At 72.1% G+C, this 13,980-nt stretch carries 13 protein-coding genes; 3 read left to right on the top strand and 10 right to left on the bottom strand.

Features of this window, described 5'->3' with window-relative positions; all coding sequences use genetic code 11:
- Positions 1-57: 57 nt before the first annotated feature.
- The 4 genes from PVK37_RS10625 to PVK37_RS10640 all read right to left on the bottom strand — a co-directional run bounded on the left by PVK37_RS10625 (position 58) and on the right by PVK37_RS10640 (position 4,531).
- The gene (locus PVK37_RS10625; protein ID WP_275033667.1) at positions 58-1,809 is read right to left on the bottom strand and encodes an ABC transporter ATP-binding protein; all 1,752 of its coding nucleotides are present in this window, start codon (positions 1,807-1,809) and stop codon (positions 58-60) included.
- Positions 1,803-2,318, bottom strand: coding sequence for a MarR family winged helix-turn-helix transcriptional regulator (locus PVK37_RS10630; RefSeq protein ID WP_275033668.1), 516 nt, complete (start codon positions 2,316-2,318; stop codon positions 1,803-1,805). The genes PVK37_RS10625 and PVK37_RS10630 overlap by 7 nt, the downstream gene beginning before the upstream one ends.
- A 48-nt stretch (positions 2,319-2,366) precedes the next feature.
- Positions 2,367-3,806: a GuaB1 family IMP dehydrogenase-related protein gene (locus tag PVK37_RS10635; RefSeq protein WP_275033669.1), complete on the bottom strand. Its 1,440-nt coding sequence runs from the start codon at positions 3,804-3,806 to the stop codon at positions 2,367-2,369.
- Positions 3,807-3,934: 128 nt separating this feature from the next.
- On the bottom strand, positions 3,935-4,531 hold the full coding sequence (locus tag PVK37_RS10640; RefSeq protein ID WP_275035075.1) for a LysE/ArgO family amino acid transporter: 597 nt from the start codon (positions 4,529-4,531) through the stop codon (positions 3,935-3,937).
- Positions 4,532-4,609: 78 nt separating this feature from the next.
- Between PVK37_RS10640 and PVK37_RS10645 the strand changes: the two genes are divergently transcribed.
- Entirely contained in the window at positions 4,610-5,506 is an 897-nt protein-coding gene (locus tag PVK37_RS10645) for a LysR family transcriptional regulator ArgP (protein ID WP_275033670.1), read from the top strand.
- Positions 5,507-5,600: 94 nt separating this feature from the next.
- Here PVK37_RS10645 and PVK37_RS10650 read toward each other — a convergent pair whose 3' ends face one another.
- Entirely contained in the window at positions 5,601-7,352 is a 1,752-nt protein-coding gene (locus tag PVK37_RS10650) for an acetyl/propionyl/methylcrotonyl-CoA carboxylase subunit alpha (protein ID WP_275033671.1), read from the bottom strand.
- Positions 7,353-7,540: 188 nt separating this feature from the next.
- Here PVK37_RS10650 and PVK37_RS10655 point away from each other — a divergent pair, with 188 nt between their 5' ends.
- Complete coding sequence (locus tag PVK37_RS10655; RefSeq protein WP_275033672.1) at positions 7,541-8,500, top strand: ATP-binding cassette domain-containing protein; 960 nt, start codon at positions 7,541-7,543, stop codon at positions 8,498-8,500.
- A 46-nt stretch (positions 8,501-8,546) separates the two neighbouring features.
- Complete coding sequence (locus PVK37_RS10660; protein ID WP_275033674.1) at positions 8,547-9,302, top strand: ABC transporter permease; 756 nt, start codon at positions 8,547-8,549, stop codon at positions 9,300-9,302.
- A gap of 91 nt (positions 9,303-9,393) precedes the next feature.
- On the opposite strand, the gene PVK37_RS10665 is transcribed toward PVK37_RS10660, so the two are convergent.
- The 5 genes from PVK37_RS10665 to PVK37_RS10685 form a co-directional block, all read right to left on the bottom strand.
- Entirely contained in the window at positions 9,394-10,047 is a 654-nt protein-coding gene (locus PVK37_RS10665; protein ID WP_275033675.1) for an O-methyltransferase, read from the bottom strand.
- 169 nt (positions 10,048-10,216) lie between these two features.
- A complete protein-coding gene (locus PVK37_RS10670; protein ID WP_275033676.1) occupies positions 10,217-10,873 on the bottom strand; it encodes a Maf family protein in 657 nt (218 codons plus the stop codon).
- Positions 10,874-10,956: 83 nt separating this feature from the next.
- The gene (locus tag PVK37_RS10675) at positions 10,957-12,093 is read right to left on the bottom strand and encodes a S8 family serine peptidase (RefSeq protein WP_423791026.1); all 1,137 of its coding nucleotides are present in this window, start codon (positions 12,091-12,093) and stop codon (positions 10,957-10,959) included.
- A complete protein-coding gene (locus tag PVK37_RS10680) occupies positions 12,090-13,472 on the bottom strand; it encodes a hypothetical protein (RefSeq protein WP_275033677.1) in 1,383 nt (460 codons plus the stop codon). The genes PVK37_RS10675 and PVK37_RS10680 overlap by 4 nt, the downstream gene beginning before the upstream one ends.
- A complete protein-coding gene (locus tag PVK37_RS10685) occupies positions 13,469-13,924 on the bottom strand; it encodes a hypothetical protein (protein WP_275033678.1) in 456 nt (151 codons plus the stop codon). The genes PVK37_RS10680 and PVK37_RS10685 overlap by 4 nt, the downstream gene beginning before the upstream one ends.
- Between the last annotated feature and the right edge of the window lie 56 nt (positions 13,925-13,980).

The following is a 13,980-nucleotide window of genomic DNA, read 5'->3' on the forward strand; positions in this document are numbered from 1 at the left end:
GTGCGTCCGTCGCGGTCGTCTCCACCTGCTGCCTCCGCCCGGGTACGGGTTGCGCGCTCACGCCGTCGCCGCCTCGGTGCGCTGGGAGGCGACGATCTCCGCGTACGTGGGACACGTGTCCAGGAGTTCGGCGTGCCGACCGACCCCGACCACCAGCCCGCCCTCCAGGACGACGATCTGGTCGGCGTCCACGATGGTGGACACCCGCTGGGCCACCACCAGTACGGCGGCGTCCCGGGTCACCGGCTTCAGCGCGGCCCGCAGCCGGGCGTCGGTGCCCAGGTCGAGCGCGGAGAACGAGTCGTCGAAGAGGTAGACGGCCGGTCGGCGGACCAGCGCGCGGGCGATGGCGAGCCGCTGGCGCTGGCCGCCGGAGAGGTTCGTCCCGCCCTGCGCGATCTCGGCCGCCAGCCCGTCCGGCATGGCCGCGACGAAGTCCCGGGCCTGGGCGGTCTCCAGGGCCGACCAGAGGTCCTCGTCGGTGGCGTCCGGCCGGCCGTGGCGCAGGTTGCTCGCCACCGTGCCGGTGAACAGGTACGGCCGCTGCGGCACCAGCCCGATCCGGCTCCACAGCGTGTCCGGGTCGAGGTCACGGACGTCCACCCCGTCCACCAGCACCGTCCCGGCGGTCACGTCGATCAGTCGGGGGACCAGCGACAGCAGGGTGGTCTTGCCGGCACCGGTACTACCGACGACGGCGGTGGTGGTGCCGGCGGTGGCCCGGAACGTCACGTCGTGCAGCACCGGGGCCGCCGCGCCCGGGTACCGGAACTCCACCCCGCGCAGTTCCACCTCGCCGCGCAGCGGCGGCCGGGTGACCGGCTCCCGTGGCGGTACGGCCTCGGCGGGGGGTACCACCGAGGACCGGGTGTCGAGGACCTCGGTGATCCGTTCGGCGCAGGCCGCCGCGCGCGGCACCATCATCAGGGTGAGGGTGGCCATCATGACCGCCGCCAGCGCCTGCGTCAGGTAGGCCAGGAAGGCGGTGAGCGCGCCGACCTGGAGGTGACCCGCCTCGACCCGCTGCGCCCCGAACCACAGCACCGCGACGCTGGAGGCGTTGAGCACCAGCATCACCAGCGGAAAGATCGACGCGAGTAGTCGTCCGGCGCGCAGCGCCGTCCCGGTCAGCTCGGCGTTCGCGGTGCCGAACCGGGCCGTCTCGTACGGTTCCCGGACGAACGCCCGGACCACCCGGATGCCGGCGATCTGCTCGCGCAGCACCCGGTTGACCGTGTCGATGCGGGTCTGCTGGAGCCGGAACAGCGGCACCAGCCGCCGGGTGATCAGGCTGATCGCCACGGCCACCACCGGCAGGCTGACCACCATCAGCCAGGACAGCCCGACGTCCTCGCGCAGCGCCATCACCAGCCCGCCGATGCTCATGATCGGCGCGGTGACCAGCATCGTGCCCGCCACCAGGACCAGCATCTGCACCTGCTGCACGTCGTTGGTGTTCCGGGTGATCAGCGACGGCGCGCCGAAGCGGGCCACCTCGCGGGCGGAGAACCGGGTGACGTGCCCGAAGACCGCCGCCCGCAGGTCCCGGCCGAATCCGGTCGCGGTCCGGGCGGCGTACCGGACGGCGGCGATCGAGCAGCCGAGCTGGATGGCGCTGACCAGCAGCATCCACCCGCCCAGTCGGACGATGAGGCCGGTGTCGCCCCGGGCGATGCCCCGGTCGATGATGTCGGCGTTGAGGCGCGGCAGGTACAGCGTGGCCATGGTGGCGACGAACTGGAACAGCGTCACCGCCAGCAGTGGCCGGGCGTACGGCCGCAGGTACCGCCGGAGCAGCCGGATCAGCACGGCCCGCCGCTCCCGTCCGGGGTGGCCGGCGTGTCCGGGGCCGCCGGGGTGGCCGGCGTGTCCGGGCAGTCCTCCCGGGTGCCGCTGCCGATCACCTCCAGCAGGAACTCCCGGATCACCGCCGCCCGGCCCGGGTCGGCGTCCACCGAGGTCAGCGGGGCGCCGGAGTGGATCAGCGCGGCGACGGGCGCGATCCGGTCCCGGCCGGCGGCGGTGATGGCGAGGCGGACCGCCCGGCGGTCGGTCCCGTCGCGGTGCCGGGTGACCAACCCGTCGCGCTCCAGGGTGTCGACGATCCCGGTGAGGGTGGCCGGCCGGACGAAACACCGGTCGGCCACCGCGCGATGGGTCAGCGCGCCGTACCGGTCGAGGGTCATCAGGGTGGCCAGCCCGGCCTGGGTGAGGCCGTACTCCTCGGCGAGCCTGCGGTTCCACCGCTGGGCGACGAGGTGCCCGGCCACCACCAGCAGCCGGCCCAGCGGGGCGTCCCGCAGTCCGTCGGACTCCATGACGTCAGATTAGCGACCTGATCGTCAGGCCCCAAACGATTATCGGCGTCACCAGCTCGTCGGGAGCGGCATCCCCTCGGTGTAGCCGGCCGTGCTCTGCACCCCGACCACCGCCCGCGCGTGGAACTCGCCCAGGTTGCGGGCCCCCGCGTACGTGCACGCGCTGCGCACCCCGGCCACGATCTCGTCGATCAGGTCCTCCACCCCCGGGCGGACCGGGTCCAGGTACATCCGGGCCGACGAGATGCCCTCCTCGAAGACCGCCTTGCGGGCCCGGTCGAACGGGCTGTCGTCGGCCGTCCGCGCGCTCACCGCCCGCGCCGACGCCATCCCGAAGCTCTCCTTGTACCGCCGGCCGTCCGCGTCCGTGTACAGGTCACCCGGGGACTCGTAGGTGCCGGCGAACCAGGAGCCGACCATCACGTTCGACGCCCCGGCGGCCAGCGCCAGCGCCACGTCCCGGGGGTGCCGCACCCCGCCGTCGGCCCAGACGTGCCGACCCAGCTCCCGGGCCGCCTTCGCGCAGTCCAGCACCGCGGAGAACTGCGGACGTCCCACCCCGGTCATCATCCGGGTGGTGCACATCGCGCCCGGCCCGACGCCGACCTTCACGATGTCCGCGCCCGCCTCCACCAGGTCGCGTACCCCCTCGGCGGTGACCACGTTGCCGGCCGCCACCGGCACCGCCGGGTCCAGCCCGCGCACCGCCCGCAACGCGCTGATCATCCGTTCCTGGTGCCCGTGCGCGGTGTCCACGACCAGCGTGTCCACCCCCGCCTCCAGCAGGGCGGCGGCCTTGCCGCGTACATCGCCGTTGATGCCGATCGCGGCGGCGATCCGCAGCCGACCCCGCTCGTCCACGGCGGGCCGGTAGAGCGTGGCCCGCAGCGCACCCTGCCGGGTCAGCACCCCGACCAGGCGGCCGTCGTCGTCCACCACCGGGGCGAGCCGGCGGCGGCCCGCCGAGAGCCGGTCGAAGCCGGTACGCGGATCCGCGTCCGCCGGAACCGTGTGCAGCTCGGTCGACATCACGTGCCGGAGCTGGGCGAACCGGTCCACGCTGACGGTGTCCGCCTCGGTCACCACGCCGAGCGGCCGGCAGGTGTCGTCCACCACGATCACCGCACCGTGCGACCGCTTGTGCAGCAGGTGGATGGCGTCGCCCACGGTGTCGGTCGGCCCGAGCGTGATCGCCGTGTCGTGCACCAGGTGGCGCTGCTTCACCCAGCCGACGACCTCGGCCACCACCTCGATCGGGATGTCCTGCGGGATCACCGCGATGGCACCCCGGCGGGCGACCGTCTCGGCCATCCGCCGGCCCGCCACCGCCGTCATGTTCGCCACCACCAGCGGGATGGTGGTGCCGGTGCCGTCGGCGGAGGAGAGGTCGACGTCGAGGCGGGAGGCCAGGTCCGACCGGGCCGGGGCCATGAAGACGTCGTTGTAGGTCAGGTCGTGCGCGGGGACCGCGCCATGAAGGAACCGCACCCGAACATCATTCCTGCTCACCGCCGTCCGTGCCGGCGGTGGTAGCGCAGAACACGGCATCCGGTCGTCGAGGGTGCCGCCGGTACCACGTCCGGGCCGGCGGCGCCGCACCGCACCGCCCGCCGGGGTCAGCCCAGCAGCAGTGCCGCCGCCACGACCGTCATCACCACCGCGATCACCCCGTCCAGGACCCGCCAGGCGACGGTACGGGCCAGCAGCGGCGCGAGCCGGTGCGCCCCGGCCCCGAGCGCGCTGAACCAGACCAGGCTGGCGCACGCCGCCCCGGCCCCGAACGCCCAGCGGTACGCGTGCTGCTGGGCGACCCCACCGAGGAGCAGCACGGTGTCCAGGTACACGTGCGGGTTCAGGTACGTGAAGGCCAGGCAGGCCAGCAGGGTGGCCCGGAGGGTGGCGGGCGGCTGTGCGGTGGGCACCAGCCGACCCGGGCGTACCGCCCGCCGGGCGGCCAGCACGGCGTACCCGAGCAGGAACGCCGCCCCACCCCAGCGGACGGCGGCCAGCAGGGTCGGCCGGTCCGCCACCACCGTGCCCAGCCCGGCGATGCCGGCGGTGATCAGCAGCGCGTCGGAAAGCGCGCAGGTCAGCACCACCGGTACGACGTGTTCCCGGCGCAGGCCCTGCCGCAGCACGAACGCGTTCTGCGCGCCGATGGCCACGATCAGCGCGAGGGAGACGGTGAAGCCGGCGACGACGGAGGTGAGCAGCTCAGGCACCCCGCGAGGCTAGGACCGGCCCTCGAATCAAGTCCAGTTCAGTTTTCTTACCGAAGATAAGCTGTGCTTATGGCCGGTCTCGACTCGACCCAGCTCCGGACCTACGCCGCCGTGATCGGCGAAGGCAGCTTCGAGGCCGCCGCCCGCCTGCTGCACGTCACCCCGTCGGCGGTCAGCCAACGGATCAGGGCGCTCGAGCAGAACGTCGGGCAGGTGCTGGTCCGGCGGGCCAAGCCCTGCCGGGCCACCGCCGCCGGGCAGCCGCTGCTGCGCCTCGCCGGGCAGCTCGCCCTGCTCGAACAGGAGGCACTGGCCGAGGCCCGCGCCCCACTGACCGGCGGACGGCCCCGGTACCGGATCTCGGTGGTCGTCAACGCCGACTCCCTCGCCACCTGGTTCCCGACGGCGCTGGCCCGGCTCCCCGACGACCTCGCCTGCTGTTTCGACCTGCGGCAGGACGACCAGGAACACACCGCCGACCTGCTCCGCGACGGCACGGTGACGGCGGCGGTCACCGCCGAACGCGAACCGGTGCAGGGCTGCCGGTCGGAACGGCTCGGCGCGATGCGCTACCTCGCCCTCGCCGCCCCCGACCTGGTCCGGCGGCACCTCGCCGACGGGCCCACCCCGGACGCCCTCGCCGACACCCCGGTCGTGGTGTTCGACCGGAAGGACCGCATCCAGCACCGGTTCCTCGAAACGGTCACCGGCCGGCGGCTCGACCCGCCGGTGCACTACATACCCTCGGTGCCCGGGTTCGGGGCGGCCATCCGGCTCGGCCTCGGCTGGGGCCTGGTCCCCGAGGAACTCGCCCACCCCGAACTGGCCGCCGGACGGTGCGTCGACATCGCCCCCGGCCGGCACCTGGACGTACCGCTGCACTGGCAGCACTGGCGGCTGGAGTCCACGCTGCTCGGCGCGCTCACCACCGCGGTCCGCGCGGCAGCCGCCGAAGCCCTCCGCTGACCGCCGACCCTGCCCGCTGCCACCTGTCCCGCCCCGCTGGCCGCCGCGCCCGCGACCGGCCGCGCCTACTGAGCGCCGGCGGGCATCGCTCGGGTCAGGCGATCGTGCAGATGGCCGCGCCGGCGGTGATCACCGCGCCGACCTCGGCGGCGAGGCCGCTGACCGTACCGGCCCGGTGCGCGTACAGCGGCTGCTCCATCTTCATCGCCTCTAGGACGACGACCAGCTCGCCCTCGGCGACGGTGTCCCCGTCCGCGACCGCGATCTTCACGATGGTGCCCTGCATCGGGGAGGTGAGCGCGTCCCCGCTGACCGGCGCGCCGACCTTCGCCCCGCCGCCCCGACGGGCCGGCTTCCGCGCGGCGGGCGCGACGCCGGTCGTACCGGTGCCCAGGCCGGCGGGCAGGGTGACCTCCAGCCGCTTGCCACCCACCTCGACCACGACGGTCTCCCGCTCCGCCGCGGCGGCGGCCGGGCCGGCGGTGGCGGTGAACGGCGGCACGGTGTTGTCGAACTCGGTCTCGATCCAGCGGGTGTGCACGGTGAACGGCTCGGCGGTGAACGCCACGTCCCGGACCACCAGCCGGTGGAACGGCAACGCGGTCGCCATCCCCTCGACGACCATCTCGTCCAGGACCCGGCGGGCCCGCTCCAGCGCCTCGGTCCGGGTCTCGCCCGTGACGATCACCTTGGCCAGCAGCGAGTCGAAGTTCCCGCCGATCACGTCCCCGGCCGAGATGCCGGTGTCCACCCGCACGCCCGGCCCGGACGGCAACCGCAGCGCGGTCACCGTGCCCGGGGCGGGCAGGAAGTTGCGGCCCGGGTCCTCGCCGTTGATCCGGAACTCGATGGCGTGCCCGCGCGGCGTCGGGTCGGCGGTGAACCGCAGCCGCTCGCCGTCGGCGATCCGGAACTGCTCCCGGACCAGGTCGACGCCGGCGGTCTCCTCGGTGACCGGGTGCTCCACCTGGAGCCGGGTGTTGACCTCCAGGAAGGAGATCGTGCCGTCCGCGCCGACCAGGTACTCCACCGTGCCCGCGCCGTGGTAGCCGGCCTCCCGGCAGATCGCCTTCGCGCTGTCGTGGATCTGGGCGCGCTGCGCGTCGGTGAGGAACGGCGCGGGGGCCTCCTCGACCAGCTTCTGGTGCCGGCGCTGGAGCGAACAGTCCCGGGTGCCCACCACGATCACGTTGCCGTGCTGGTCGGCGAGGACCTGCGCCTCCACGTGCCGCGGCCGGTCCAGGTACCGCTCGACGAAGCACTCGCCCCGCCCGAACGCGGCGACCGCCTCCCGGGTGGCCGACTCGAAGAGCTGCGGGATCTCCGCCATGGTCCGGGCCACCTTCAGGCCCCGGCCGCCGCCGCCGAACGCGGCCTTGATCGCCACCGGCAGTCCGTACTCGGCCGCGAACGCCGTCACCTCGTCCGGGCCGCTGACCGGATCGGGCGTACCCGGCACCAGGGGCGCGCCGGCCCGCTGCGCGATGTGCCGGGCGGTGACCTTGTCACCCAGGTCGCGGATCGCCTGCGGGGTCGGACCGATCCAGGTCAGCCCGGCGTCGATCACCGCCTGGGCGAAGTCGGCGTTCTCCGACAGGAAGCCGTACCCGGGGTGCACCGCGTCCGCGCCGGCCCGCGCGGCCACGTCGAGCAGCTTGTCGATCCGCAGGTACGAGTCGGCGGCGGTGTCACCGCCCAGCGCGTACGCCTCGTCGGCGAGCGTGGCGTGCAGGGCGTCCCGGTCGGAGTCGGCGTAGACGGCGACGCTGCCCAGCCCGGCGTCCCGGCAGGCGCGGATCACCCGGACGGCGATCTCGCCACGGTTGGCGATGAGTACCTTACGCACCTGGTGCTCCTCCCGGACGGCTGCTGACCGGGAGTTTAACGGCCAGGTGAGCAGCCCTAACGATCGCTCAGTGTGGCATGCCGCACTGTTCCCGAGCGCGCCGCACGTATCCTGCTCACGTTTCCCGCCCCATTCTGCTGAACTGGTCTCGCGGACACCCGGTGGCGACGAGCAGGAGCGGGACCAACATGATCAGGACCAGAGGGCTGCGGAAGTCGTTCCGCTCCCGCGCCGGCCGTGGCGCCGGCACCGTCGACGCGGTCCGGGGCGTCGACCTCGACGTCTCCGCCGGGGAGATCTTCGGCTTCCTCGGCCCGAACGGCGCCGGCAAGACCACCACGCTGCGCATGCTCGCCACCCTCATCGAGCCGGACGGCGGCGAGGCCACCGTCGCCGGAGCCGACCTGCGCGCCGACCCCGCCGGGGTACGCCGCCGCATCGGGTACGTCCCGCAGGGCGGCAGCAGCTGGGACGAGTCCACCGCCCGGGAGGAACTCGTCCTGCAGGCCCGGATGTACGGCATCGGCAAGGCCGAGGCGGAGCGCCGGGCGGTACGCGCGCTGGACGCCTTCCAGCTCACCGAGTACGCCGACCGCCGCTGCAAGACCTACTCCGGCGGGCAACGGCGACGGGTCGAGATCGCCCTCGGCATCATCCACGAACCGAAGCTGGTCTTCCTGGACGAGCCCACCACCGGCCTCGACCCGCAGAGCCGCGCGCACATGTGGGACGAGATCCGGCGGCTGCGCGGCGAGGGCATGACCGTCTTCATCACCACCCACTACCTGGACGAGGCCGACGCGCTCTGCGACCGCATCGCGATCATGGACCACGGGGAGATCGTCGCCGAGGGGACACCCACCGACCTGAAACGGGAGATCTCCGGGGACGTCGTGGTGGTCGGCCTCGACCCGGCGAACACCGCCGCCGCGTACCGCCTCTTCGACGGCGAGGTGTACGTCAACCGGCTAGAGACCCTCGACGACGGCGGCCTGCGGCTCTGGGTGGACGAGGGCGCCACCACCGTCCCGCAGATCCTGCGCCGGGTCGACGGCGCCGGGCTGGACCTGCGCTCCATCCAACTGCACCGGCCCAGCCTCGACGACGTGTTCCTCACCAAGACCGGCCGCTCGCTGCGCGAGTCCTGACCCGCCGATCCCGACGCCGATCCTGACCGCCCGACGGAGAACGATCATGAAACTCGCCCGCGACACCTGGCTGATCTTCCAACGTCAACTCCGCCTGCTGCTGCGCAACCCGGTCTGGGTCTTCGTCGGCGTCTTCCAGCCGGTGATGTACCTGCTGCTGTTCGCCCCGCTGCTCAAGCCGGCCCTGAACGCCCCCACCCAGGCCGCCGCGTACAAGATCTTCGTACCCGGTCTGCTGGTGCTGCTCGCCATCTTCGGCGGCCTGTTCCAGGGCTTCGGCCTGCTCGCCGAACTCCGCGCCGGGGTGATCGAACGCTCCCGGGTCACCCCGGTCAGCCGACTCGCCCTGCTGCTCGGCCGGTCTTTGCGGGACGTGGTGTCCCTGCTCGTCCAGGCCGTCATCATCACCCTGCTGGCGCTCGCCTTCGGGCTGCGCGTCATCCTCGGCGACCTGCTGCTGGCGTACCTGATGCTCGCCCTGATCGCGCTGATGACCTCGGCCGTCTCCTACGGCGTGGCGCTCAAGGTACGCAGCGAGGAAGCCCTCGCGCCGCTGATGAACACGGTCGCCCAGCCGGTGCTGCTGCTCTCCGGCATCCTGCTGCCGCTCACCTTCGCCCCCGGCTGGTTGCAGGGCCTGGCCCGGTGGAACCCGTTCGCCTGGGCGGTCGACGGCACCCGCGCCCTGTTCGCCGGCGACCTCGGCAACGACCGGGTCTGGCAGGGCCTCGGCATCATCACCGTGCTCACCCTGCTCGCCGTCACCTGGGCCGCCCGCGCCTTCGCCCGCAGCGTCCGCTGAGTCGCGTCTGCTCCCGTAGCGTCCGCTGACCCCGGGTGCCCGGGTGCCCGGGTGCCCGGGGTGTCCGGGGGTCCGGGGTGTCCGTGTGGCCTCAGCGCACCCGGGCCAGGGTGAGACCGTCGGCGACCGGGAGCATCACCACGTCCACCCGGACGTCCGCCAGCACCTCGTCGTTGAACGCGGCGATCGCCCGGTCGTCGGCGTTCTGCGGGGCGATCACCCGGCCACCGCGCAGCACGTTGTCCACCACGATCAGCCCACCGGGCCGCATCCGGGGCACCAGCTCCGACCAGTAGACCGGGTAGCCGACCTTGTCCGCGTCGATGAACGCGAAGTCCAGGTACCGCTCGCGCGGCAACTCGTGCAACCCGTCGGCGGCCGGCCCGATCCGCAGCTCGACCCGGTCGGCCACCCCGGCCCGCTCCCAGTACCGCCGGGCCACCGAGGTGTACTCCTCGGAGATGTCGAAGCAGGTCAACCGCCCGCCATCGGCCAGCCCCCGGGCGATGGCCAGCGAGGAGAGGCCGGTGAAGGTGCCCACCTCCACTGCCTGCCGTACGCCCAACAGCCGGGTCAGGAAGGTCAGGAAGGCGGCCTGCTCCGGAGCGACCTGCATGCCCGCCTCGTCCGGCAGCACCGCCCGGGTCTCCTCGGCCAGGTCACGGACGATCTCGTCGGGCGGGCTGCCGTGCGCCACCAGGTACGCGTGCAGCTCGTCGGTGAGTGACAGCGACTTCAAGCTCATGATCGGACGCTAGCCGACCCGCGCCGCCAAACCGGCCGGACCCGCGGACGACCCGCCCCCGGAACACCGGCCAGCCCGGCAGCAGTCCGCCGTCGTTGGCCGGCCAGCCCGGCAGCATTCCTCGTGCGGCCCGGTCAGGGCCCGGCAGCAGTCCCGCCGGACGGGCCGGTCAGGGCAGCGGTTCGACGGTCTGACCACCTGGCGCGGGCCTCGTCCACAGCTCGGTGATGTCCACGTCCAGCTCGCCGAGCAGGTTACGCAGCAGCGGCAGGGAGAGACCCACCACCGTTCCGTGGTCCCCCTCGATCCGCTCCAGGAACGGGCCGCCCAGCCCGTCGATGGTGAAGGCACCCGCCACCGCCAGCGGCTCACCCGTTGCCACGTACGCCGCGATCTCCTCGTCGGTGATCTCGGCGAAGTGCACGGTGGTGGCGGCGACCGCCTCGACCCGGCTCTCCATCGCCAGGTCGATCAGGCAGTGCCCGGTGTAGAGCACGCCACTGCGACCGCGCATCCGCTCCCACCGCCGGGTGGCGTCCGCCGCGTCGGCCGGCTTGCCGAAGATCTCACCGTCGAAGGCGAGCACCGAATCGCAGCCCAGCACCAACGGCCGCTCGCCGACCGCCGGGCGCAGCCGCTCGCACACGGCCAGCGCCTTGAGTCGGGCCAGCGTGACACTCAGCTCGTCCGGCTGGTCACTCTTGACCTGGGACTCGTCGACCCCGCTGACCAGCACCTCGGGGTCGATCCCGGCGGCCCGGAGAAGCTTGCGGCGGGCAGGGCTCGCGGAGGCGAGTACGAGGCGGAAAATCGTCTTGCTCGGCACGCCCGGCAGGGTACCGACTCACATAGACCGTCATGTCGCCGGCACGCCGACATGACCCACCGCACCCGGCCGCTCGCGGGCGGTCAGCCGTCCGTCGAAGGAGATGCCGGGCCCGCCCGGCGTCGCTTCCGGGCCGCCAGCAGCCACGCCGCGCCGCCACCCAGGGCCGCCAGCCCGGCCGTCGCCAGCAACCACCGGCCGGCCCCACCACCGCCGCCGGTCTCCGGGCCGGCCACCGCCGTGGTCGGGGCCACGTCGACCGGGGCACTCGCGCTCGGCGACTCCGCAGCCAGTGGCGGTACGTCCGCCGTCAGCGCCGCCACCAGATCGATGACCCCGTACCCGTACTCGTCGTCACGGCCCGGAGCACCCTTGTCGACAGCGGTGGCGGTGAGCCGGTGGGTAACCTCCGCCACCGACAGGTCCGGGTACCTCGCCCGGATCAACGCCACCGCGCCCGCCACGATCGCGGTGGCATCGGAGGTGCCGGTGCCCTTGCGGTACTTCCCGTCGATGCTGGTGCTGTAGATGTCGGTAGCCGGCGCAACCACGTCGATCTCTCGCCCGACCACCGAAACCGCCGCGTGGTTGCCCTTCCGGTCGACCCCGCCGACCGCGATCACCCCAGGATGCCGAGCCGGATACCCCACCACAAAGTCCTCGGGCTGGTTACCGGCCGCAGCCACCACCACGATGTCCGCCTTCAACGCCGCATCAATCGCATCCTGAAGCCGAGCACTCGATCCCGCCGTTGATGGAATTGCGATAACGTCGGCGCTATTGGATGTGGAGTATTCGAGAGCAGCGGCAAGGCTGTCGCTATCTCCATGTTCATTCTCAATCCTACCGAGGATCGGCAGGATTCGTGCCTGAGGCGCTATACCGAGGGCTCCACGGTTCTCGCCTGAACCATGTGCCGCAATTAGGCCAGCCATGCCGGTGCCATGGCTGCTCCGGTCCTGGCGACCGTCGCCAGAGCCACCGTTGACGATGTCGGTTCCTGCTAGCAGGTTCTTACGCAGGTCAGGGTGAGGATCGACGCCGGTGTCAGGTACCGAGACGACTATGCCTTCACCCTTAGTGATGCGATGAGCTTCGGCAACCTTGAGGTAGCGGAGATGCCACTGGTCATTGCGAATTCGATCCGCGTGCGCGGGTGCGGCTGGCAGAACGACTGTTGCTACCAGAACCAGCGTCGCCAGGGCAGCGCGGAACCTCACCGGTTGAAGCCGATCGCCGGCCCGGGGTCGATCGGACCGTCCTCGTCTGGCGGGCGGACTACCGGCTCTACCCCTCGATCGATCTCCCAGGGGTTGTCTGGGTCCCAGCGTCGTGCCTCGGTGTCGTCATGGTTTCGCCGGCTTGGTCGAGCCGCCGGACCGTAGCCAGGCGCGCCGCCGGAGGGGACGCCATGCATTCCATTGATCGACGGTCCTCGTCCGACGCCGGGCCGGGAACCGGCGGCACCGGTAGGCGCAGTACCGGCAGCACCACCGCCGATCACGCCACCGACGGGGTTCACACGCCGGGGCTGGGCCGGTCCGGGAGCCGGTTGGCCGAGACCCATCCCGGGGGTACCACCGATCAGTCCGCCTGGCGGCATCGGTCGAGGGCCGTTCGACGGGATGCCGCCTGCGGAGGGCCGATTCGACGGGCCGACGTGGCCGTTGCCACGGTTCGGGGCGGCGTCGAGCGGACCGCGTGGAAGAGGCCCTGAGGCTGATGGCACAGGTGGAACGAGACCAGGGCCGATGCTTGGGTTAGGAGAAGCCGTCGGAGGCGTGACGGTCGGCATGGTGGGATTCGCCTGAGGCGGCAGTAGACCAGGGCCAGCCCCGCCGAGAACCGGGCCGAGGTTCGGCGCAGTCGGCGTGGACACAGGGCGCACAGTCGAGGGCGAGCCCCCCAAAGGACGCGAAGATGTGGAGGCAGAAAGTGGTGCCGGAACGATCGGGGGGATGATTGGCGGGGTTCCGCCGCTATAGGCGTCCGTGATTGAGGGATCTTTACCCGACCAACTCGGCTTGGGTGGCGGTGGTTTTAGCATGGCTTGGGCTTGTTGGAGTTCACCGCTGAGGCCGTACATCAGAGTCCGGGCCCGAATGTTCAACTGCTCCAGGTCGTCGTCGCTGACCGGTGGCTGGACGTTCGTCGGCCGTCCGACCCGGGGCAGGGGACGCTGCTGCTGGAGCGACTCCTCGTACGCCAGCTTGATCCGGTTCTTCTCCTCGAACTGGTCGAAGAGCTTCTTCAGCTCGGTACGGGTGCTGCTGATGGCCGAGGTGGCGGCGGAGAGCGCGTTGTAGTTGGCGACGGAGGCGTCGTACGTGCTCTGCACGCGGCCGATGAGTTCGTCCAGTTCGGCGAGGTACGCGCGGGAGGCGGCGCTCTTCTCCGGCGGCCACGCCTCGGCGAGCCCGCGACGGTACTCCTTGAGTCGGCTGAGGTGGGTCAGCGCCAGTTCGCTGGTCTTGCGCCATCCGGTGACTTGACGCCAGTGGTTGTCGGTCCGCTGGTCCTGGATGGTGGCCCACATCGTGACCACGTTCATGTTGTTCCAGTTGGTGAGGCTGGACGTCGGAGTGCCCGGTTCGTTCATGGTCGGACCTCCGCCGCCGTGCTGGTGCTGGGATCGGGCACCACCGGGGCGGGCGCGGGCGGGGGCTGGTTGGCCTGGGCGGTGCGCAGTGCCCGTTCGACGTCCGAGACCCGGGCCTGGGCGAACGCGTCCGCGCCTTCGTACTGCTTGCTGATGCTGCCGGCGGCGTTGGCGAGCCCACCGGTGTAGTTGGCCAGGTGGTACACCTCGTTGGTGGACCGCTGCTGGACGTCCTGGTGCGCGCGCAGGAAGTCGACCAGTTCGCCGAAGGCGGCGCACGGCGCGGGCAGCGGCACCGACATGTCGTCGGAGATGTACGCCAGGTGGGGCGCGTAGTTCTTGCGTACCTCTGCCTCGAGCTTGTTGGCGAACTCCCGCATCTGCCGGATGTCGGCTTCGATGTCGCCGTAGCCCCGCAGCCACCTGGGCCCGAGGTCTTCCTCAGGGATCATCGTCCCCTCCCCCCTGTCACAACCCGGTACCCCAGAGTGAGGTTAATGGGTGGTTG

The sequence above is a fragment of the Micromonospora cathayae genome (assembly GCF_028993575.1).
In the GTDB taxonomy this organism is placed as follows: Bacteria; Actinomycetota; Actinomycetes; order Mycobacteriales; family Micromonosporaceae; genus Micromonospora; species Micromonospora cathayae.

Excerpts from the sequence above, each read along its gene's own strand:
- PVK37_RS10685 (WP_275033678.1), bottom strand. The coding sequence starts at position 13,924 with ATGATCCCTGAGGAAGACCTCGGGCCCAGGTGGCTGCGGGGCTACGGC.
- PVK37_RS10645 (WP_275033670.1), top strand. The coding sequence starts at position 4,610 with ATGGCCGGTCTCGACTCGACCCAGCTCCGGACCTACGCCGCCGTGATC.
- PVK37_RS10655 (WP_275033672.1), top strand. The coding sequence starts at position 7,541 with ATGATCAGGACCAGAGGGCTGCGGAAGTCGTTCCGCTCCCGCGCCGGC.
- PVK37_RS10630 (WP_275033668.1), bottom strand. The coding sequence starts at position 2,318 with ATGGAGTCCGACGGACTGCGGGACGCCCCGCTGGGCCGGCTGCTGGTG.
- PVK37_RS10680 (WP_275033677.1), bottom strand. The coding sequence starts at position 13,472 with ATGAACGAACCGGGCACTCCGACGTCCAGCCTCACCAACTGGAACAAC.
- PVK37_RS10665 (WP_275033675.1), bottom strand. The coding sequence starts at position 10,047 with ATGAGCTTGAAGTCGCTGTCACTCACCGACGAGCTGCACGCGTACCTG.
- PVK37_RS10660 (WP_275033674.1), top strand. The coding sequence starts at position 8,547 with ATGAAACTCGCCCGCGACACCTGGCTGATCTTCCAACGTCAACTCCGC.